Raw genomic sequence first — 21,028 nt, 5'->3', positions numbered from 1 at the left:
AATGTCAGATCGTATGCGCCTGTTAGGGCGCGGCTGGTAAGAGAGCCTTATAGGCGCATCAGAAAAACCTCCGGCTATGCCGGAGGATATTTATTGTGACTGCTATTTCCCGGCGGCGTTTTGCCTGGCCGGCTACATTATCTGACGACTAATACTGGGATATGCGCGTGGCGGATAACGCTGGAAGCGTTGGAGCCAAGCAGGTGCGTGCTGATAGACGGGTTACGTGAACCGATCACCACCATATCGGCGTTCAGTTCTTCCGCCAGTTCGTTCACGGCATCGCGGACGCTGCCGAGGCGAACGTGAAGCTTAATGCGCGAAGGGTCGATGCTGAAATGGCTCACCATGGTGGTCAGGCGGCTTTCGGCTTCCTGCTGCAGATGCTCTTCAAAGCGGCGCAGGTCGGCGGCAAAGCGGCTCATGGTGTAGCTGGCTGATGCAGGCAGCACGTGAAGCAGATGGATAATGCCATCCTGCTGGGCTAAAAATTCCGCGTGACGAACGGCTTTGTCACTCAATTCCATCTCAAAAACATCAACTGGCATAATGATTGTTTTGTACATATGGCTCCTCCTTGTCTTTGTGGAACTATCAGAACACATAATAGGTTCTAAATATGTCATTTAGTTCGCAAAATAGTTTATCGAGGCGAGGGGCGTTGTAAAGTTTCGTGAAGTGGGTAGGAGTTGAGGGAGCAAAAACAGAAAGAGGATGCAGAACATCCTCTTAATAGGTTAGCGCGGGAGATTAGCGATGAAATTCGCCAGCGGCTTCCGGCTGGTAAAGCAGTTCGAGCACTTCGAGATGGGTAGAAGTACCGCCCGGCAGTTCCCAGTGAATGGCGCTGCCCGCGCGCAGGCCGAGCAGCGCGGCGCCAACCGGGGCCATCACGGAAAGCTGGCTGCTGCTATCGGTCATCTGGGCCGGGAAGACCAGCGTACGGACGCGCTCTTCTCCAGTGGTGAGATCGCGGAATCTGACCTGGCTATTCATACTCACTACATCATGCGGCATGTCCTCTGGGGCACACATCTGGGCACGATCCAGTTCGTCGTTTAGCGCGTTCGCCACCGGGGAATTTGCGTAAGCAGGTTGCTCAAGCAGGCGGTCGATACGCTCGGCATCGAACTCATTAATAATGATGGCAGGTCTGGTCATTATTTACTCCATGTCTATCGATTATCCAAAAGAAAACCCTCACCGCCAGCGGCAAGGGTTCATCTCATCCCATCATACTGATCCTGAGGTCAGGTTTGAAGTGATACAGCGCACATTCGAGAATGGCAACGAACGGTGTTGTGTGAATTTTGTGCGAAATACATCGCAACCTATAAATCTGGATTATTCTTTTTAGGCTGCACCTGGCAGCGTCCTTCCTGTACAGGAGATCGTATGAGTGGTTTCGATAAACTGACCCTGAAAGATGGTAGCTATCTCTGGTTTAAAGATTGGGGGAGCGGACAGCCAATTGTGTTTAGTCACGGCTGGCCGCTGACATCTGATGCGTTTGAGGATCAGATGCTGTATCTGGGGTCAAAGGGGTATCGGGTTATCGCCCACGATAGACGAGGCCATGGGCGCTCGGCGCAGCCCTGGGATGGGCACAATATGGACCAGTATGCGGATGATCTGGCGGAGCTGACCGCCCATCTGAATCTGAAGGATGCGGTGCACGTCGGTCACTCAACCGGCGGCGGCGAGGTGGCTCGCTATATCGGCCGCCACGGCACGCAACGGGTGGCTAAAGCGGTGCTGATTGGCGCGGTAACGCCCATTATGGTGAAAACGGACTTTAACCCGAACGGCGTGCCGCTGGAGGTCTTCGACGGTATTCGTGACGGGGTGATTAACGATCGTGGCGCGTTTTTCTATGAGCTGACGGCGGCGTTTTACGGCTATAACCGTCCAGGGGCGAAGGAGTCGAAAGCGGTGCGTGAAGGCTTTGTTGAGCAAGGGCTACAGGGTTCGATTAAGGCGCTGTACGACTGCATCAAGGCGTTCTCAGAAACCGACCTGCGCGAGGACCTGCGCAGAATGACGATCCCAACGCTGGTGATTCACGGCGATGACGATCAGATTGTGCCGTTTGAAACCTGCGGGAAAGTGGCGGCGGAAATTCTGCCTGACGCGGAGCTGAAGGTGTATCACGGCGGCTCGCATGGGATCTGTACCACGCATAAGCACCAGATCAACGACGATCTGCTGTCGTTTATCGAGCAGTAGCGCGAATCGCCCCCTAAGGTCGGGGGCGTATCAAACGATTAGTAGCCGTTTTTATCCAGGATGAACTGTTTACCGCAGTTGCCGGGGTGCGGCTGTGGAAGCAGTGAATCTGCGCTGAGCGGGTTGTTGATGCTGGCAGATTTAATGGCAATCTGCATTTCGGTCAGATAGGCCGGGTTGCCGTCGCAGGTCAGCTTGACCGCTTTCACATTCTCTTTGCCAAAGGCACGGGCAACCGCATCGTCAAAGCTCGCGCGGGTAACGGTTTTGCCGTAGTTAGCGGCAAGGAACTGACCTATCGCGCTTTGCTTCACTTCGCTATTCATGCGCACCATGGTGCCGAAGTAGGCATCCGGATCGAAGCCGAAGCAGACGCCGTGCTTGGCGTACTCGTAGCGCTCAAGGCAAGTTTCCCCACCGCTGCCCGGCATCACCTGGTTGAGTTTATTGGCCACCTCCAACGACAAACCGGTCTCATCGGCGGCACATTTCCGGCTGGCTTTCGCTTCCGGCATATTAGGGATCGGACGCGTGGCGCAGCCGAAACGCATCCAGCGGTTGTTGTCCACGCCGCGTGAGGCAATGGAGCCCGGCAGCCCAGGCCATAGGCCGTGTACCGTCAGATAATCGGCCTTATTGGCGGCCTCTGTTGTCCGCTGGCACTCTAGCGGCTCTTTGCGGTTTCTATCATGCTGGCTCTGGCAAAACCCGTTTTGCCAGGAGAGTGCCAGGACGTAACGGTCGAAGTCGCCATATTGTGTGGGTGCCAGTGGGGCCGCTTGAAGGCTGCCAGCGCAGAGCAGCAGCGCGCATCCTGATACAATATTCTTCCCTAACATTTTCCTGACTCCACGTTTTTAATCATTTAGTGACGTTATTACATAATAAAATAAGGCGCTCTCAGGCGCCTTATTTTATTTATCCGATAAATGATTATCCGGCGACGCCGGGCACCAGGACCTCGGTGGCGATAATCACCACGATAAGCCCAATGATGACCGGTACCGACGTGCGTTTAACCACTTCAAACGGAGAGATCTTCGCCATACCGGCAACCGCAACCACTACGCCGGAAACCGGGGAGATGGTACGACCGAGGTTGGATGCCTGCAGCATCGGAATCGACAGGTAGGCCGGGTTGATGCCGGAAGAGTGCGCCAGTTTCGGGATCATTTCCACGAAAGCGTAGAATGGCGCGTTACCGGAGCCGGTGGTCATCGCGGCCAGCATGGTCAGGATCACCAGCACCAGCATGAGAATAATGCTGGCCGAGCCGAACGATGTGGCAATGGAAATCAGGCTGTTAATAAAGCCGATGGTGCTTAGACCCTGGGCGAAAACGCCTGCGGCAACCAGCAGCATGACCACGCCGGCGAAGGCATCGGCCATTCCGCGGTAGGCCACTTCCAGGCCAGCAAAGACGTTCTGGGTATTAAAGCCACGGAAGAATTCCAGTACTGCCGCCAGCAGCATACAGATAACCAGAATGGCGATGATGTGCAGTTCCGGGCCCCATTTGCCGTCAAAGATCAGTACGCCGAAAATAGGGGTGAACGGCAGAATAGCGTAGAAGCGAGGCGCGCTGGTGGAGATTTCATTCACATCCAGCATTTCGTGAGAGATATGCTCTTTTTTATCCAGGTAGCGCTGCCAGAAGAAGTGGGCAATCGCCATGGCGACAATCGCCACGATGGAAATAGGCAGCGTGGTTTTAAAGGCGAAATCAATCAGCGGCATTTCTGCGGCTTTTGCTGCCAGCACGACGTCACCGGACGTTGGAGAGAGAATAATTGCCGCCGGGGAGGCGCAGATTGCAGCCGCCGCGCCGCGGCTGATGCCGACGTTCACCATCACCGGGAACAGGGTACCCATCAGCAGTACGCCGAGGCCGGTTGCCGAAGAGACGGCCAGTGACATCAGACAGGCCACGAAATAGGCCGCAATCATCAGTAAATAAGGTGAGTTGATAAACTTCAGCGGTTTAGAGGTCAGCTTAACGACCATATCATTCGCGCCGATATGCGTCATATAAGCGGCAAAACCACAGAGCATCATAATCATCATGCCGAGGTCGCCACCGCGGCTCATTAATAAGATCTTGATGTATTCAACAATATCGGTGGCAGAGTAACCCGTGCTGGTTGCGCTGCTAGGTAAAATCTTGTGACCCATCAATGCGCTGGCAATCAGTAGCAGTAAGCCACCGACGAAAAGGACTCCCGTTGCGGAATAACCTTTGATGATGTAGCGGGCTACACCCACAATAACCACAACACCAATCAGGAGTTCAAAGAACGTTAACATTATTAACACCTATCGCCCAGTTGTAAAAATTGACGCAGTGCTGCATCAAAAGTAAGGGGTGAAATGTGCCGAAAAAACCGACAAATTTAGCTGATGAAAATCAATAAAAAGAGTAATTAAAGATGGCGAAGTTGTCATTTACTCGGTGTACTCACAAAGTAGAGCGTTGTCACCCCAATAAGTATAGCGTGCTGGTGGAATACTATACAGGCAGAGGGAATGAAATGTTGTCTTGCCGGGCACGAGGGTGAAAGGCAGGCGACGCATGTCGTGGTGGGAAGGTACGGTGTTGATGCTACCCTTCAGCAGGTAACGTGTGAAATAAAATAGGGACGATGAAGTTGTATAAAACATACGCTAATTAAATCGTTATTTAATGATTAAGCATTTATTCTCATATTACGAAAATAATATGGGAAATCATTTGGTTTAATATAATTAGAAGGCACTTTTAATTTATGGTTTTCTACTCATGGACGATAATGCGAATCGTTGACGGTAATCGTGCATTATAATTTAGCTTAGCTTGTGCAGTTGGCTTGACGGTTTGTTTAGGAATATTCTAATTTGTAATTCAGATGGAGAAAAAAGCTAAGCCGCCACTTTGGTTACGATATCATTGAGCATACGCTTGGTAGAATATTCTTAATTAATCATTTTTTGGCAAGACTATCGTGTTAAAACTAAATAGATTTTTCGCACTGCTGTTTGTGATGGTCGGGCTGTCGAGCACTGCTCTGCCCGCGTATGCGTCTTTTACCGAGACGATTAAGGATGGCTATAACACGGTGAGCAATAACATCGTGCAAACCTGGGATGAACCGCAGAATTACGATCTGTATGTGCCGGTGATTACGTGGCACGCGCGTTTTGCCTACGATAAAGAGAAAACGGACAAATACAATGAGCGTCCCTGGGGCGCCGGCTTTGGCGTTTCGCGCTGGGATGAAAAAGGCAACTGGCACGGCATCTATTTGATGGCGTTTAAAGACTCCTATAACAAATGGGAACCGATTGGCGGCTACGGCTGGGAAGCCACCTGGCGACCGCTGACGGACGATAAATTCCACGTTGGGTTGGGTTACACGATTGGGGTGACCGCGCGGGATAACTGGAACTACATCCCGCTACCGGTGGCGCTGCCGATGGCCTCTATCGGTTACGGCCCGGCGACGTTCCAGATGACCTACATTCCTGGCACCTATAACAACGGCAACGTCTACTTCGCCTGGCTTCGTTTTGACTTCTGAAACCGGCCTGGAGCACAGCGGGCGCTAAAGTCAACCCGCAAATAAAAGTTAGAGACATTTATCACTTTTTAACGAAGTTAGGCTGGACAAAACCGACGACAATTGTTGTACTGTTAACTGACACAGATTAGTGTCGTTTTTTCATATAAAGGTAATTTTGATGTCTAAGATTAAAGGTAACGTTAAGTGGTTTAATGAGTCCAAAGGATTCGGTTTCATTACTCCGGAAGATGGCAGCAAAGACGTATTCGTACACTTCTCTGCAATCCAGACCAATGGTTTTAAAACTCTGGCTGAAGGTCAGCGCGTAGAGTTCGAAATCACTAACGGTGCCAAAGGCCCTTCTGCTGCTAACGTCATCGCTCTCTAAGCGAAAAATAGCAGTTCAGAATTCAAAACCCGCTTAAATGCGGGTTTTTTTTATCCTTTTTTAGCGACTGGCGCTGAACAACCAGAATGCGGCGGCGGTCATGGCGAATGAACCCAGCAGGTTCATCGCGACGTTTAGCAGCGCCCAGCTCAATTTCCCTTCCTGTAGCAGAAAGACAACTTCGGCCGAGAAGGTAGAAAAGGTCGTCAACCCGCCGCAAAAGCCGGTGGTGATAAGCAGTTTCCAAACCGGATCAATCTGCGGCAGACGGTTAAACCACGCCAATCCCGCGCCGATGATAAACGCCCCGGCCAGGTTAGCCGTCAGCGTGCCCAGCGGAATGGCATGGTGCATAGGATTAAACCTCAGGCTCAGCAGCCAGCGAGCGACGCTGCCGGTACCACCGCCGATAAAAACGGCTAACAACAGTTGCATCATGCGAGTTTCCTGCGATTTTCAATTAATGCTGCCAGTGTAGCGCTGAACGGGTGAATCTGGCTATATACTCATCAGTATTCATCATATTGATATATTAGAAAAAGCTGAGGTGTGCGGATGCGGGTAGCAGCAGGGCAGTTTGTCGTTACGCCGGAGTGGCAGGTTAATGCGCAACGCTGCGTCGCGTTGATGCGCTCGGCGGCTGGAGCTGGCGCATCTCTGCTGGTGCTCCCGGAGGCGTTGCTAGCACGTAGCGATAGCGACCCGGATATGTCCGTCAGGTCGGCTCAGACGCTGGACGGTGGCTTTATGCAGATACTGCTAGCGCAAAGCCGTAGCGATGCGTTGACCACCGTACTGACTATCCACACGCCGTCAGGGGAAGACAGTGCGCGAAATACGCTGGTGGCCCTGTGTGGTGGCGAAGTTATTGCCCACTATCACAAGCTCCACCTCTATGATGCGTTCTCTATTCAGGAGTCAAAGCGGGTGGATGCCGGTGATGCGTTGCCGCCGCTGATTGAGGTTGAAGATTTTAAGGTTGGCCTGATGACCTGCTACGATCTGCGTTTTCCGGAACTGGCGATGACGCTGGCGCTCCAGGGGGCTGAGATTCTGGCACTTCCAGCGGCTTGGGTGCGTGGGCCGCTGAAAGAGCATCACTGGGCGACTCTGCTTGCGGCACGCGCGTTAGATACCACCTGCTACCTGGTGGCGAGCGGGGAGTGCGGTACGCGAAATATTGGTCAAAGCCGAATTATCGATCCACTTGGCGTGACGCTGGCAGGGGCTACGGCAGAGTCGCAGCTGATTATTTCTGATATTCAGCGCGAGCATCTTTTGAGCGTCCGCCAACAACTTCCTGTATTGGCGAATCGCCGGTTTGCGCTACCGCAATTAACGTGACGTTTTTTTAAACAACGCTTGATTCACCTTGTTACAGATTGCTATTGTGTGCGCGCGCCGGATGACCGTTAATAAATGACAGTGATGTGGCGCATTCTGCAGCCTGTTTTTGAGAAGAAGGTATCTATGGGTGAGATTAGTATTACCAAACTGCTGGTAGTGGCAGCACTGATTGTTCTGGTGTTTGGTACCAAAAAATTACGGACTCTGGGTGGGGATCTGGGTTCAGCCATCAAAGGCTTCAAGAAAGCCATGAATGATGATGAAACCACGGCGCAGAAAAGCGTAGAAGAAACCCCGGCAGAAAAACTCTCTCATAAAGAGTAAGCAGGGCAGCGTTTCACATGGTGTGCTGATGTAGCGCGCCATGCGCAGGTTTAGCCGCCTGTGGAAGGGGCTACAGCGTAAGCACGTTGTAGCCCTTTTTTATGGGAATAACATTTCTAACATTGTCTTATTGCAACAATATATTTCTCGTCGAGCCATTAAAAAAGCCGCTTTCAATAGAGAGCGGCTTCTTATTATGGGTCTCAGAGAGCTTATTTTACTTCAAGGCCTTTGGCCTGAAGGTCGGCGTGATAAGACGAACGCACGAATGGGCCACAGGCCGCGTGGGTAAAGCCCATCGCCAGCGCTTCGGCTTTCATCTCTTCGAACTCATCCGGGCTGACGTAACGCTGCACCGGCAGGTGGTGGCGGCTTGGTTGCAGATACTGACCGAGCGTCAGCATAGTAACGCCGTGGCGACGCAGGTCGCGCATCACTTCAACGATCTCGGCGTTAGTTTCGCCCAGGCCCACCATCAAACCTGATTTGGTCGGGATTTCAGGGTGCGCTTCTTTAAAGCGCTCCAGCAGTTTCAGCGACCAGTTATAGTCAGCACCCGGGCGCACGTGGCGGTAGATGCGCGGCACGTTCTCCAGGTTATGGTTGAAGACGTCTGGTGGGGTTGCGGTCAGGATCTCTAACGCGCGATCCATACGGCCACGGAAGTCTGGCACCAGCGTTTCAATCTTAATGGTCGGATTTTTTTCACGAATGGCGGAAATGCAGTCAGCAAAGTGCTGAGCGCCGCCGTCACGCAGGTCATCACGGTCCACTGAGGTGATAACCACATAACGCAGTCCCATGTCCGCGATGGTCTGGGCCAGTTTTTGTGGTTCGTTAGCATCCGGGGCTACCGGGCGACCATGGGCAACGTCGCAGAACGGGCAGCGACGGGTGCAGATAGCGCCCAGAATCATAAAGGTCGCGGTGCCGTGGTTAAAACATTCTGCCAGGTTTGGGCAGGAGGCTTCTTCACAGACGGAGTGCAGGCCATTTTTACGCATGGCCGCTTTGATACCCTGGATACGGGAGGAGTCTGCCGGAAGTTTAATTTTCATCCATTCCGGTTTTCGCAGCAGCGCTTCGCGCTCTGTTGCCACGTTTTTAACCGGGATAAGGGCCATTTTATCGGCATCGCGGTACTTAACACCGCGTTCCATCACAATGGGTTTACTCATAGCGTACGTATTCCAGTTCCGAGTATCGAGGGAAAGCGTTTCAATTCAAGGGAATGTTGTATTTATCAACTATTTTTGAATTTATGGCAGGCAGTATACCATTTAAATGGGGTGCAAAGCAGCCTACTGTGCCGGCAAATTGTAAAATAGTTGTTGAATAATGCTTTTTTGCCGGCCAGCGAAGATGAGGAGTACGAGGTTCAGAACGCCTGATGGATGACGTTGATAATGTTTTGCATTACCGGATCACGCAGGCTGAGCTTATTGTAATGCAATGAAAAGTCGACGCGTTCCTGCTGGAGCGGCATGAAGTCCAGCGTTTGCAGCGGCCAGCACTGTCTGAAGATATGGTAAAAGCGTAGCGGCATAATGCCAATCAGGTTGCTTGAGGCGATCAGTGACGCGATGGTGAATAAATTGTAACTGCTCACGCTTACCTGACGATCGGGCAGCATGTCGCGTATCCGCCGGTACTGGTCGTTTTGCCCCGCGCCGTCCATCGTCAGCAGCGTGTGTTCGTACTGCATCAGCGTGTCCAGAGAGGGAGATTCCTCCAGCGCCGGGTGGTCGTTGCGACATACCAGCACCAACTTGTCGCTAAACAGCGCATGACGGCCCAGCGTGCGCGGGTTGTTGTGTTCGTGGTTATCGATAATTAAATCGGTCTGGAACTGGCTGAGTTGCGCGTTGGCATCGGTAACGGCCACGTTTCTCAACAGCACCTGTGGGTAGGTCTTCTTCACAACCTGATAGATAACCGGCATCACGATAGCCCCCACCGAGGCGGCGGTGCCGATAGTAATCACTCGCTGCTTGTCATAGCTGCCGTTCAGATCCAACGCGCCGAGAATCGACTCCAGCCCCTGGCTGATATATTCATGAAGATGGGTAGCGTACGCCGTTGGAGTGACGCCCTGGCCTTTGCGAATAAAGAGCGGATCGGGGAAGAGCAGTCTAAGTTTCTGAATCGATTGGCTTATCGCTGAAGGGGTGAGATTCAGTATTTTCGCAGCGTTGACGATACCTTTATGCACGTAGACCGCTTCAAATATGGTCAATAAATTGAGGTCAATATTACGCAGCGTGCGGAAGATTTGTGGCGTCTCATTTTCAACGTTGAGGTTAGTTTTATTTTCGGGCTTATCGTTATAATCCACACTGCTTACTCCGTATTCATTCACTCCATGAATGATAGTTGAGAATAATAATATTATTATTATTCTGAGAAACGCAGATTCGCAAGGTAAAAACGTGATTTTTACGTTAATAATCAATGCATTAATGTTGCTAATACATTGTTGGTATCTATGTCGTTATGCGTGTCATTGCGCAAAAGTGAGCGTTGCGGTGCACTTTATGGCGAAATTAAGCAGAAAAAATAGAGAAACTTGCCGTTATTGTAAAGAGGGAGATGAAAAGATAGTGAATGACCCAACGGATTATTGGGTCAGGATGTATAATATATTAAGAGTGAATATATTCATGAGGTGGATTGTTTAGCAAAGCTAAAAAGTGGGAGACCAACCGAGGTGATATATTTTCCGGCGTTGCGTCATTCATCCACTGTGACACCTGGGCCATTTCCATTCCCGCATATCCGCAAGGGTTAATTCTCAGGAAAGGTGACAGATCCATCGCGATATTCAGCGCCAGGCCGTGGAATGAACAGCCTTTACGGATACGTAGCCCCAACGAACAGATCTTTTTATCCCCTACGTATACCCCTGGCGCATCGGCGCGAGGGTGCGCTTCGATACCCACCTCCGCCAGCGTATTGACCACCGTCTGCTCTAACAGCGTGACGAGTTCGCGTACGCCAAGCTTACGGCGCTTGAGGTTTAACAGGACGTACATCACTTGCTGACCGGGTCCGTGATAGGTCACCTGACCGCCGCGGTCGCTCTGAATGACCGGAATATCGCCTGGCACCAGCACATGTTCGGCTTTACCTGCCTGGCCCTGCGTGAAGACGGGCTGATGTTCTACCAGCCAGATTTCATCCAGCGTGGACTCATCGCGGCTATCGGTAAAATCATGCATTGCCTGGGAAACCGGTTCGTAAGGTTGCAGGCCAAGTTGACGGATCAGGAGGGTATTTAAGTCCAAAACAGCGTCTCCGCAGAGAGGGGAAATGATGGACGCAGAGTATATCACAGGGAGGAGGGGAGAGGCGTTACCCGGCAGTGCCGGGTAACGGTGATGCGATTACAGCACCATACGGACGATTTCGATATTACCCAACTCTTCGTACAGCGTTTCTACCTGTTCAATGTGGGTTGCATTGATGGTAATGGACACCGAGTGGTAATTGCCTTTGCTGCTCGGTTTTATCTGCGGAGAGTAGTCACCTGGCGCATGGCGCTGTACCACTTCAACCACCAGGTCAACCAGCTCAGGTTTCGCCAGACCCATTACTTTGTAAGTAAATGGTGTAGGGAATTCAAGCAGTTCGTTCAGTTTGGTTTTCATGTCAGCTCCAGTGTTGAAAAAGAACAACTCCCGCAAATGTGCGGGAGTTGTTTTTACTATGCATAGTATATGGGGATGGAAATCACACTTTCAAGTGGGTGATTTTTAACCAAACCAGTGGTGGAACATTAATTTAATGTAATCAATGATCTTACCGAAGAAGTTGCCTTCAGGAATTTCCTGCAGCACCACCAGAGGACGCTGATCGATGGTTTTGCCGTCCAGCTGGAAGTTGATAGTACCCACAACCTGGTTTTTCTGCAGCGGCGCGTGCAGCTCGCTGGTGGTCAGCACGTAGCTCGCCTTCAGATCTTTCATACGGCCGCGTGGGATGGTCAGGTATACGTCTTTATCCACACCCAGGGAGGCGCGGTCGGTGTCACCAAACCAGGCTGGCTCAGAAGCGAACTCTTTACCGGCTTTAATTGGGTTCACGGTTTCAAAGAAACGGAAGCCCCAGGTCAGCAGTTTTTTACTTTCGGTTTCACGACCTTTATAGGTACGACCGCCCATCACGGCGGAGACCAGACGCATCTGGCCTTCGGTTGCGGAAGCCACCAGGTTGTAGCCGGCTTTATCGGTGTGACCGGTTTTGATGCCGTCGACGTTCAGGCTGTTGTCCCACAGCAGACCGTTACGGTTCAGCTGACGGATACCGTTAAAGGTGAACTCTTTTTCTTTGTAGATGGTGTATTCGTTCGGCACGTCGCGGATCAGCGCCTGGCCGATCATTGCCATATCACGTGCGGAGCTGTACTGACCATCTGCATCCAGGCCGTGAACGGTCTGGAAGTGGGTGTTTTGCAGACCCAGCGCGGTCACGTAGCTGTTCATCAGCCCAACGAAGGCGTCCTGGCTACCGGCGACATAGTCGGCCATTGCGACACAGGCATCGTTACCGGACTGCAGGTTAATCCCGCGGATAAGTTGAGATACCGGGACCTGCATGCCTGGCTTCAGGAACATCAGGGAAGAGCCTTTGAATACCGGGTTGCCGGTGGCCCAGGCATCGTTGCCGATGGTGACCAGATCGGACTCTTTAAATTTACCTGCTTTCATTGCCTGGCCGATGACGTAGCTGGTCATCATTTTGGTCAGACTCGCCGGGTCGCGACGGCTGTCAGCATTCTGCTCAGCCAGAACTTTACCGGAGTTGTAATCAATAAGAATGTAGGATTCCGCGTCAATCTGCGGAACGCCTGGAATCATGGTTTTGATATTCAGGTCATCGGCGTGGGCAGCGGAAGAGAGTGCTGCGACGGAGAGCGCCGGAATGAGTAAGCGAGCGAAAAAAGAGGTCTTCATGGTCAAAACAACGACATCCGTGATGGAGTTAAAAAAGTGCCTTACTATAGCAAATGCCCTGCAGACAGGCATCCGACATCGCATATGACTTTGTTAATGACTTTTACATATACGAAGATTCGGATACCTCTGAGCGTTCTAGTTGGCGCGAGTAATAAACGATTGCAGCTGTGCTTCGCTCTGCAAACGTTGCTGTATGGTGCTGGCTTCGCCTTTGCTGCTGAACGGGCCTAGCTGAATACGCCAGACCGCGCCGTTTTGCGTGACGCGGCCTGGTACGGAAAACTGCTGGCTTAAGCGCTGTTGGTACTGCTGCGCGCGAGCCTGATCGCTCACGGCGCCAACCTGTACGACGAAATCGCCGGTGGCGGCAGGCGAGGCGGTTGCCGCAGCAGCCGGTGTTGCTACCGCAGCTGCTGGCGCAGTCACTGGCGCGGCTACCGATGGTGTTGCCGCTGGAGCTGGCGTCGGTACCGGCTCTTCGAGAACGCCGCTATTTAATGGCGTAGGGGCGCCAAGGAAGCCGCCGCTTTTAACCGGGGCACCATCGCCGCTGTTTGCTGGGGTCAGCGTATCGTTACTGATAGGGCGGATATCACCCTGCGGCGCTGCCGCCTGCGGGGCGGAAGAGGCGCTGCCCATACCGCCGCTCAGGTCTGGACGACTTGGCAACGCATAGGTCTGTTTGGCGACGGTGGTACAGGCCATGCCAGGACCGGAAAGCGAACCATCCTGCGCCACAATTATTGGGTCAATACGGACCTTGGTGTTATTGGAGGTGTTCAGGCGATCTGCTGCCGCACGGGAGAGCGAAATCACACGATCGTTGCCATAAGGGCCACGATCGTTAATGCGCACGACGATCATCCGTCCGTTGGCCAGGTTGGTGATACGCGCGTAGCTTGGAATGGGTAACGTCGGGTGCGCCGCCGTCAGCTGCGTCGGGTCAAACGCTTCGCCGCTGGCGGTCAGATTGCTGCCCGGTTCGGCGTCGTAAATAGCAGCGAGGCCCGCCTGGCTGAAGTTTGATGGATCCTGAACGACTTTGTATTTCTTGCCGTCACGTTCGTAGTCCTGATTCGCGGTCGCATTCAGGGGTTCAAAGTGTGGATCTGCCCCGCTGATTTCGACCGACGGGCCGTTACATACCGCAGGTTGTGGTGCAGATACGGTTTGTTGTTGACCATCATCGCTCGAACAAGCCGCCAGCAGCCCCGCCGCTATGCAGATCCCAAGCCATTGCTTACGCATTGAGCACCCCTTAGACGCTTTTTGACAACATTTTTCTGTGTGTATGTATCGACATCACGATACCGAACCCGGCCATCAGTACGATCAGGGCAGAGCCCCCGTAGCTGACCAGCGGTAGCGGTACGCCAACCACCGGCAAGATGCCACTTACCATACCAATATTTACGAAGACATAAACGAATAAAATCAGCATTAAACCGCCGGCCATGACGCGGCCGAAGGAAGTCTGCGCCTGAGCGGCAATCCACAGCCCGCGCATAATCAGCAGGACGTAGAGCGCTAACAGGATAAGGATACCGATAAGCCCCAGTTCTTCGGAGAGAACCGCGAAGATAAAGTCGGTATGGCGTTCCGGTAGGAATTCGAGCTGCGATTGCGTGCCGTGTAGCCAACCTTTCCCGCGCAGGCCGCCGGAACCAATGGCGATTTTAGACTGAATAATGTGGTAGCCCGCGCCGAGTGGATCTGATTCAGGGTCCATCAACATCATGACGCGCTGTCGCTGATAGTCGTGCATCAGGAAGAACCACAAAATTGGGATAAAGGCGGCGACCAGCAGGACGGCGACCAGAATCAAGCGCCAGCTTAAGCCCGCCAGGAACAGCACGAACAGGCCGGACAGGGCTATCAGGATTGAGGTACCAAGGTCAGGCTGCGCGGCAACCAGCAGGGTCGGCAGGAAGATCAGCACCAGCGCAATGCCGGTGTTTTTCAGCGTCGGCGGACATACATCGCGGTTGATAAAGCGCGCGACCATCAGCGGAACCGCGATTTTGGCAATCTCCGACGGCTGGAAGCGGACGATACCGAGATCCAGCCAGCGCTGTGCCCCTTTGGATATCGCCCCGAAGGCATCTACCGCAATCAGCAGAATAATACAGAAGATGTAGAGCCACGGCGCCCAGCCTTCGTACACGCGCGGCGGGATCTGCGCCATCACAATCATGATGACGAGGCCCATCGCAATCTGGCCGATTTTACGTTCCATCATGCCCATGTCCTGGCCGCTAGCGCTCCAGATAACCAGCGCGCTGTAGGTCAGCAGCGCCAGCAGAATGAGTAGCATAGCTGGGTCGAGGTGGATCTTATCCCAGAACGATTTTTTGTTCGGATTATCCGTCATGTTTATTGGTCCTCCGCCGCGGCGGCCGCTGGGTTTTCAGCCGGTAAATCGGTGTTGTTATCGCCCAGCATGATGTGATCAAGAATTTGACGCATGATGGTACCGACCGCCGGGCCTGCGCCACCGTTTTCTAAAATAATAGCGACCGCAACCTGAGGGTCGTTATACGGCGCAAATGCGGTCATTAATTTGTGGTCACGCAGACGCTCCGCAATACGGTGTGCGTTATACGTTTCGTTAGCTTTCAGGCCAAAGACCTGCGCAGTACCAGACTTAGCAGCAATCTTATAGGGTGCGCTGGCAAAATATTTATGTGCGGTACCGTTGCCACGGTTGGCAACGCCGAACATCCCGTCTTTGGCAATTTCCCAGTAGCCGGAATGGATGTCGCCTATCGGCGGCTCCTGCGGCTGTATCCACGGCACTTTCTTGCCTTCTTCGACGGTGCTAGCCAGCAGGTGAGGCGTTTTGATAATGCCATCGTTAATCAGGATCATCAGCGCTTTGCTCATCTGGATAGGGGTCGCCGTCCAGTAACCCTGGCCGATCCCCACCGGAATGGTATCGCCCTGATACCACGGCTTTTTAAAGCGTTTAAGCTTCCATTCACGGGTCGGCATATTACCGGAACGCTCTTCCGCAAGGTCGATACCGGTATAGTCACCGTAGCCGAACTTACTCATCCACTCTGATAGACGGTCAATACCCATATCATAGGCGACCTGATAGAAGAAGGTATCCGCGGACTCTTCCAGCGCTTTGGTAACGTTCAGGTGGCCGTGGCCCCATTTTTTCCAGTCACGGTAGCGTTTTTCTGAGCCAGGAAGCTGCCACCAGCCAGGGTCGAACAGGCTGGTGTTGCGGTTAATTACGCCTGCACTCATGGCGGAGACCGCCACATACGGTTTCACCGTGGAGGCAGGAGGGTAAACCCCTTGGGTTGCGCGGTTAACCAGCGGCGTGTTCGGATCGTTTAACAGGCCGCTATAGTCTTTACTGGAGATGCCATCAACGAACAGGTTAGGGTCGTAGCTTGGCATTGAGACCAGCGCCAGAATGCTGCCGTTACGCGGGTCCGTGACCACCACGGCGGCACGGCTGCCGGCCAATAGCGTTTCGATGTACTGCTGCAGCTTGAGGTCGAGCGTCAGGTAGATATCGTGACCGGCCTGCGGCGGCACCTCTTTCAGCTGACGGATAACGCGGCCGCGGTTGTTGACTTCAACCTCTTCGTAGCCGGTCTGCCCGTGCAGCATATCTTCGTAATAGCGCTCAATGCCCAGTTTGCCGATATCATGGGTTGCCGCATAGTTGGCGAGCTTGCCATCTTTATCAAGGCGATCGACGTCTTTATCGTTAATTTTAGAGACGTAGCCGATAACATGTGTCAGGGCAGAACCATATGGATAGAAGCGGCGCTTATAGCCTTTGACCTCAACGCCCGGGAAGCGGTACTGGTTGACGGCAAAGCGCGCCACCTGCACTTCGGTGAGGTTGGTTTTCAGCGGAATAGAGGTAAAGCGGTGCGAACGTGCACGCTCTTTTTTAAAGGCGGCAATGTCGTCATCGGAAAGGTCGACAACATCGCGCAGGCCATCAATGGTCCCCTGCACGCTGTCAACTTTTTCCGGCATGATTTCCAGCTGGTAGATAGTGCGGTTAAGCGCCAGAGGCGTACCGTTACGATCGTAAATAATGCCGCGGCTCGGCGCGATAGGTACCAGCTTGATACGGTTTTCGTTAGAGCGCGTCTGGTAGTCGGTAAAACGAACGATCTGCAAATTATAGAGGTTGGCAATCAGCACGCCGGTAAGCAGCAAAATTCCCAAAAAAGCGACCACCGCCCGGCGCACAAATAGCGCGGACTCTGCCGTATAGTCGCGAAAAGAATTCTGTAGTTTCATTCGCTGCTTAATCTACCTAGGTCTCATTACTCGCGGTGGTAAGGGTGGTTGGTGGTGATGCTCCACGCCCGATAAAGGCTTTCGGCAACCAGCACGCGCACAAGCGGGTGCGGGAGCGTCAACGTGGAGAGCGACCAACTTTGTTCTGCTGCGGCTTTGCATGCCGGGGAAAGACCTTCTGGGCCGCCGATCAGTAGGCTAACGTCACGACCGTCGCCTTTCCAGCGTTCCAATTCACGTGCAAGCTGCGGCGTATCCCAGGGTTTGCCTGGAATATCCAGCGTAACGATGCGGTTTTTTCCTGCGGCGGCGAGCATTAACTCGCCCTCTTTATCCAGAATACGTTTGATGTCCGCGTTTTTACCGCGTTTACCGGCAGGAATTTCCACCAGTTCGAACGGCATATCTTTCGGAAAACGACGAAGGTATTCGGTAAATCCGGTTTGTACCCAATCCGGCATTTTGGTGCCGACGGCGACCAACTGCAGCTTCACAACTTAACCCCAGAGCTTTTCCAGTTCATACAGGCGACGGCTGTCTTCCTGCATGACATGGACAATGACATCGCCTAAATCAACAACAATCCAGTCGCCGGTATTTTCGCCTTCAACGCCCATCGGCAGCAAACCGGCGGCGCGGGATTCCTGGACCACATGGTCGGCAATGGACATTACGTGGCGGCTGGAGGTGCCAGTACAGATAACCATGCAATCAGTGATGCTGGATTTACCTTTAACATCAATAGCGATGATGTCCTGACCTTTTAAATCATCAATTTTGTCGACAACAAAATCCTGGAGTGCTTTACCCTGCAAGTGTTCCCCCTGGGGTGTGAAGATAAACGGTATTAAACAGCCAGACAGTATACCCGAATTGAAAATATTATCGGGACAAAAAATCACCGAACGGGCGTTCTGGCGGGCTATCATCCCATCCCTTAGCGCCGATTGCATCGCCATTTTTGTAAAACAATTTCTGTCCACAAATGTTGGAGGGGGATGATTCTGGCTGCGGAGGATAACAGCCTTGCAACGTGTGTCAATGGGTGGACGGAGGTCTGATGCAGAAATCCGTTTTATTCCGCTTCCGGCAGCCAGATTGCGCGACTATTGAGCACCCGGAGGGTGACAAATTCTGCTGAAAAATCAATGACGCTCCACGCGCCGTGATCGATGCGGAAATGCCACATTCCGGCCATCGGCATGCCGAGCAGCAGCGCGGTCAGCAGGCTGAGCACACCCTGATGGCTGACAATCAGCAGATTGTGGTCATCGTAGTGGGCAAGCTCGGAGGCAAACGCTGAAACGCGGCGAGAGAAATCGGGGAAACCTTCACCGTTAGTGGGGGCGGCATGCTGCCAGTCGGCGCACCAGGCGGCATAGTTGTCTTTATCTTCAATCTGAAGATCGCGGTGATGGCGCATCTCCCAGTCGCCGAAAAACATTTCGTTCAGCAGCGGGTGAGAGGTGATGGGGATTTGTCGTTCGCCCAGCAATAGGCGCGCCGTGTGATGGGTGCGCTCCAGTTCGCTGCACAGTACACGGTCGAAAGGAACCTGATGCAGCAGCTCGCCGAGGCGTTCAGCCTGCTGCTGGCCTTTAACGGTCAGTGGGGTTGGCGCATGACCGCTGTACAGTCCTGCCACGTTGGCTTCGGTTTCACCGTGACGTACCAGCCAGATTTTCATCGCGTTTCCCCTGTTGTGTGACGCTAGGCACCGTGTTGATACAGCCCCTGATTGATGATGTAAGAGAGTACGGCCTCCGGCATCATTTCTTCACAGGACTCACCTCGCTCTAAGCGTTCGCGAATCAACGTGGCGGAAACATCAAACCACGGCGTTTCTGCCAGGTAAATTTTCCCTGCCGGCTGATTGTGCAGATCTTCGATGTTGCTGGTGAGGTGGCGATCCAGCCACTGCTGGTGCTCCTCCTGCTTCATGGTCAGCGGATAGCCCGGCCGACGAGTGACCAGCAGGTGAGTGTTGTCGAGAATCGTCTCGTAGCGCTCCCAGCTTGGGAAAGTGAGCAGCGAATCCTGGCCGATGATAAAGGCGAGCGGTTGCTCTGGGCCCTGTTCCTGTCGCCACTCCCGCAGAGTATCCGCCGTCCAGGACGGCGTGTCACGGCGCAGTTCGCGTTCGTCGAGCACGAACAGCGGCTTATCGGCAATGGCCAACTCGACCATAAACTTGCGCTGTTCGCTGGTGGCTTCCGGCTGTGGACGGTGCGGCGGCACGTTATTGGGCATAATGATGACCCGAGACAGGCCTATCTGGTTAGCCAGAATCTCTACTGGTTTGAGGTGGCCGTAGTGAATGGGATCGAAGGTCCCGCCGAAAAGCGCCTGTAGTTTTGCCATATCATCCATCGATAAAAACGTCGGCCAGTGCTTTATGACAAAGCAGCAGCGACAAACTTTCCAGTTCAGCCCAGACCGACTGACCATAATCCTGTTTCAGCGTCAGCTCCGCGTGGCTTAACAGCGTCACCGCTTGACGAAGCTGCGGCGCACTTAGACGGTTGAGCGCATCGCCCACCATGCCGCGCCGGTTTTGCCAGACCCGATGCTTATCAAACAGTGAACGCAGCGGCGTGTGCGCGCTCTGACGTTTTAAGGTCACCAGCATCAGCAGTTCACGCTGTACGGTGCGCAGCAGAATAACCGGCTCGCTGCCTTCCAGACGCAGCTGTTGCAGGATATGCAGCGCGCGTTTGCTCTTGCCAGCTAATAGGGCATCGACCCAGTGGAAAGGGGTAAAGTGCGCGGCATCGTTGACGGCCTGCTCTACACGAGGCAGCGTCAGCTTGCCGTCCGGCCACAGCAGCGACAGCCGCTCCAGCGCCTGCGACAGAGCAAGCAGATTGCCTTCATAGCAGTAGCAGAGCAGCTGGCTCGCGGGTTCATCAAGCTGCAGGTTGTTCTGCTTCGCGCGGTTAGCTAGCCAGCGCGGTAAATTCGCGGGTTCCGGCGTCTGACAGCTAATCTGCACGGCGCGGGTTGCCAGTGCAGTTAGCCAGGCGGCATTCTCCTGCGCTTTGGTCAGCTTGTTGCCGCGAATAATCAGCAGGAGATCGTCATGCAGCAGGCTCACCAGCGTGGCGAGCTGTTCGTTGATCGCGGCGTTAGGGCCGTTTTCAGGTAGCAGCAGGAGCAGCGTCTGGCGGCTGGCGAACAGGCTCATCGCCTGACACAGGGAAAAAAGCTCGTTCCAGTCGGTGCTGGCATCAAGCGTGAAGGAATGGTGCTCGATAAAGCCTTCGCTGACGGCGGCATGCCGGATGGCGTCCTGGCTTTCCTGGAGGAAGAGGGGGTCATTACCGAGCAGGAGATACGCCGCGCGCAGCCCTTCAGAGAGCTGCGCGCGGAGTTGTTCTGGGTACAACCGAATCATCAGTTACCCAGAGTGGTTGATACACGAGAGCTGGCGCCAGGCTGGGTCGCCTGATTTTCCGCTCTCTCTTTGGCATCGGCAATGTGTACGCTTGGCAGCTTACGAATCAACTGTTCGGCCGCCTTCTGGTACATCTCTTGTACGATCATGCCCTGTTCGCTATCTTTCGCCAGCGCTTTCTGCGGGTTGTCGAAGAACGAACGGTACACTTTGGTCGAGATAGGGAAAATATCCTGACCAGGGATGAGCACCGTGGCGTTAACCGTCATCACCATCTGATATTCAGCCGTTTGACCATTCTGGAACACGGAAGCCGTGTCCTGCTGGAGGCTGAATGAGCCCAGACGCAGGGACGGAACGTCCTGGCGCGTTGTGCTTTGATCAAGCACGGTAATGCCACTCGTTCTCAGCTGCTCGCGAACTGCACGGCTCAGAGGGCCGTTTGGATCGCTAGACTGGAAAATCAGCGTTTTCATTTCGTCCGGCACCTGCGTAGTGCTACGCAGATGCCAGCCGCATCCGGCGGTGACCAGCACCGCCAAAGATAACAACAATGTTGTCAGGTATCGCACGCTTCCTCCCG

The 21,028-nt window shown here is 53.4% G+C and carries 24 protein-coding genes; 5 read left to right on the top strand and 19 right to left on the bottom strand.

Features of this window, described 5'->3' with window-relative positions:
- Window positions 1–137 precede the first annotated feature (137 nt).
- Together uspG and rnk are read right to left on the bottom strand one after the other, a co-directional pair.
- A complete protein-coding gene (gene uspG, locus ACLGE8_RS07345) occupies window positions 138–566 on the bottom strand; it encodes a universal stress protein UspG (RefSeq protein WP_185669843.1) in 429 nt (142 codons plus the stop codon).
- 184 nt (window positions 567–750) lie between these two features.
- Window positions 751–1,161, bottom strand: coding sequence for a nucleoside diphosphate kinase regulator (gene rnk, locus ACLGE8_RS07340; RefSeq protein ID WP_185669842.1), 411 nt, complete (start codon window positions 1,159–1,161; stop codon window positions 751–753).
- 234 nt (window positions 1,162–1,395) lie between these two features.
- Here rnk and ACLGE8_RS07335 point away from each other — a divergent pair, with 234 nt between their 5' ends.
- A complete protein-coding gene (locus ACLGE8_RS07335) occupies window positions 1,396–2,226 on the top strand; it encodes an alpha/beta fold hydrolase (RefSeq protein ID WP_410997527.1) in 831 nt (276 codons plus the stop codon).
- Between the two features lie 38 nt (window positions 2,227–2,264).
- Here ACLGE8_RS07335 and rna read toward each other — a convergent pair whose 3' ends face one another.
- Both rna and dcuC read right to left on the bottom strand, forming a co-directional pair.
- Window positions 2,265–3,065 carry a ribonuclease I gene (gene rna / locus ACLGE8_RS07330; RefSeq protein ID WP_410997525.1) on the bottom strand — a complete coding sequence of 267 codons (801 nt, stop codon included), beginning with the start codon at window positions 3,063–3,065 and terminating at the stop codon, window positions 2,265–2,267.
- 94 nt (window positions 3,066–3,159) lie between these two features.
- Window positions 3,160–4,530, bottom strand: a complete 1,371-nt coding sequence (gene dcuC, locus ACLGE8_RS07325) for an anaerobic C4-dicarboxylate transporter DcuC (protein ID WP_185669839.1) — start codon at window positions 4,528–4,530, stop codon at window positions 3,160–3,162.
- Between the two features lie 674 nt (window positions 4,531–5,204).
- Here dcuC and pagP point away from each other — a divergent pair.
- Both pagP and cspE read left to right on the top strand, forming a co-directional pair.
- A complete protein-coding gene (gene pagP / locus ACLGE8_RS07320; RefSeq protein WP_410997523.1) occupies window positions 5,205–5,780 on the top strand; it encodes a lipid IV(A) palmitoyltransferase PagP in 576 nt (191 codons plus the stop codon).
- Window positions 5,781–5,940: 160 nt separating this feature from the next.
- On the top strand, window positions 5,941–6,150 hold the full coding sequence (cspE, locus tag ACLGE8_RS07315) for a transcription antiterminator/RNA stability regulator CspE (RefSeq protein ID WP_000034825.1): 210 nt from the start codon (window positions 5,941–5,943) through the stop codon (window positions 6,148–6,150).
- Between the two features lie 60 nt (window positions 6,151–6,210).
- Here the strand turns inward: cspE and crcB are convergent, their stop codons facing one another.
- Complete coding sequence (gene crcB, locus ACLGE8_RS07310; protein WP_410997521.1) at window positions 6,211–6,588, bottom strand: fluoride efflux transporter CrcB; 378 nt, start codon at window positions 6,586–6,588, stop codon at window positions 6,211–6,213.
- Window positions 6,589–6,705: 117 nt separating this feature from the next.
- Here crcB and ACLGE8_RS07305 point away from each other — a divergent pair, with 117 nt between their 5' ends.
- Together ACLGE8_RS07305 and tatE are read left to right on the top strand one after the other, a co-directional pair.
- The gene (locus ACLGE8_RS07305; RefSeq protein ID WP_410997519.1) at window positions 6,706–7,494 is read left to right on the top strand and encodes a deaminated glutathione amidase; all 789 of its coding nucleotides are present in this window, start codon (window positions 6,706–6,708) and stop codon (window positions 7,492–7,494) included.
- Window positions 7,495–7,620: 126 nt separating this feature from the next.
- A complete protein-coding gene (gene tatE / locus ACLGE8_RS07300) occupies window positions 7,621–7,821 on the top strand; it encodes a twin-arginine translocase subunit TatE (RefSeq protein ID WP_410997517.1) in 201 nt (66 codons plus the stop codon).
- Between the two features lie 212 nt (window positions 7,822–8,033).
- On the opposite strand, the gene lipA is transcribed toward tatE, so the two are convergent.
- The 14 genes from lipA to lptE all read right to left on the bottom strand — a co-directional run bounded on the left by lipA (window position 8,034) and on the right by lptE (window position 21,017).
- Window positions 8,034–8,999 (bottom strand): lipoyl synthase, encoded by a 966-nt coding sequence (lipA, locus tag ACLGE8_RS07295; RefSeq protein WP_185669836.1) that lies wholly within the window; start codon window positions 8,997–8,999, stop codon window positions 8,034–8,036.
- A gap of 200 nt (window positions 9,000–9,199) precedes the next feature.
- Entirely contained in the window at window positions 9,200–10,156 is a 957-nt protein-coding gene (locus ACLGE8_RS07290; RefSeq protein ID WP_317983867.1) for a YbeF family transcriptional regulator, read from the bottom strand.
- 307 nt (window positions 10,157–10,463) lie between these two features.
- Entirely contained in the window at window positions 10,464–11,105 is a 642-nt protein-coding gene (gene lipB / locus ACLGE8_RS07285) for a lipoyl(octanoyl) transferase LipB (protein WP_410997515.1), read from the bottom strand.
- Between the two features lie 99 nt (window positions 11,106–11,204).
- The gene (gene ybeD, locus ACLGE8_RS07280) at window positions 11,205–11,468 is read right to left on the bottom strand and encodes a DUF493 family protein YbeD (RefSeq protein WP_035894333.1); all 264 of its coding nucleotides are present in this window, start codon (window positions 11,466–11,468) and stop codon (window positions 11,205–11,207) included.
- Between the two features lie 105 nt (window positions 11,469–11,573).
- Window positions 11,574–12,773 (bottom strand): D-alanyl-D-alanine carboxypeptidase DacA, encoded by a 1,200-nt coding sequence (dacA, locus tag ACLGE8_RS07275; protein WP_123650106.1) that lies wholly within the window; start codon window positions 12,771–12,773, stop codon window positions 11,574–11,576.
- Between the two features lie 138 nt (window positions 12,774–12,911).
- Window positions 12,912–14,024, bottom strand: a complete 1,113-nt coding sequence (rlpA, locus tag ACLGE8_RS07270; RefSeq protein ID WP_410997513.1) for an endolytic peptidoglycan transglycosylase RlpA — start codon at window positions 14,022–14,024, stop codon at window positions 12,912–12,914.
- Between the two features lie 10 nt (window positions 14,025–14,034).
- Window positions 14,035–15,147, bottom strand: a complete 1,113-nt coding sequence (mrdB, locus tag ACLGE8_RS07265; RefSeq protein WP_410997511.1) for a peptidoglycan glycosyltransferase MrdB — start codon at window positions 15,145–15,147, stop codon at window positions 14,035–14,037.
- A gap of 2 nt (window positions 15,148–15,149) precedes the next feature.
- Entirely contained in the window at window positions 15,150–17,051 is a 1,902-nt protein-coding gene (gene mrdA, locus ACLGE8_RS07260; protein WP_410997509.1) for a peptidoglycan DD-transpeptidase MrdA, read from the bottom strand.
- Between the two features lie 26 nt (window positions 17,052–17,077).
- A complete protein-coding gene (rlmH, locus tag ACLGE8_RS07255) occupies window positions 17,078–17,545 on the bottom strand; it encodes a 23S rRNA (pseudouridine(1915)-N(3))-methyltransferase RlmH (protein ID WP_035894327.1) in 468 nt (155 codons plus the stop codon).
- A gap of 3 nt (window positions 17,546–17,548) precedes the next feature.
- Window positions 17,549–17,866, bottom strand: a complete 318-nt coding sequence (rsfS, locus tag ACLGE8_RS07250) for a ribosome silencing factor (protein WP_410997507.1) — start codon at window positions 17,864–17,866, stop codon at window positions 17,549–17,551.
- Between the two features lie 260 nt (window positions 17,867–18,126).
- A complete protein-coding gene (locus ACLGE8_RS07245; protein WP_410997505.1) occupies window positions 18,127–18,738 on the bottom strand; it encodes an adenosylcobalamin/alpha-ribazole phosphatase in 612 nt (203 codons plus the stop codon).
- A gap of 23 nt (window positions 18,739–18,761) precedes the next feature.
- Window positions 18,762–19,421, bottom strand: coding sequence for a nicotinate-nucleotide adenylyltransferase (gene nadD, locus ACLGE8_RS07240; protein ID WP_410997503.1), 660 nt, complete (start codon window positions 19,419–19,421; stop codon window positions 18,762–18,764).
- Complete coding sequence (gene holA / locus ACLGE8_RS07235; protein ID WP_410997501.1) at window positions 19,414–20,445, bottom strand: DNA polymerase III subunit delta; 1,032 nt, start codon at window positions 20,443–20,445, stop codon at window positions 19,414–19,416. The genes nadD and holA overlap by 8 nt, the downstream gene beginning before the upstream one ends.
- Window positions 20,445–21,017, bottom strand: coding sequence for an LPS assembly lipoprotein LptE (gene lptE / locus ACLGE8_RS07230; RefSeq protein WP_410997499.1), 573 nt, complete (start codon window positions 21,015–21,017; stop codon window positions 20,445–20,447). The genes holA and lptE overlap by 1 nt, the downstream gene beginning before the upstream one ends.
- Window positions 21,018–21,028 lie beyond the last annotated feature (11 nt).

This window comes from Kluyvera sp. 142486, assembly GCF_046569695.1.
GTDB lineage: Bacteria > Pseudomonadota > Gammaproteobacteria > Enterobacterales > Enterobacteriaceae > Kluyvera.
The sequence above is the reverse complement of the archived record's forward strand: the minus strand, read 5'-3'. Positions and strand labels throughout refer to the sequence as shown.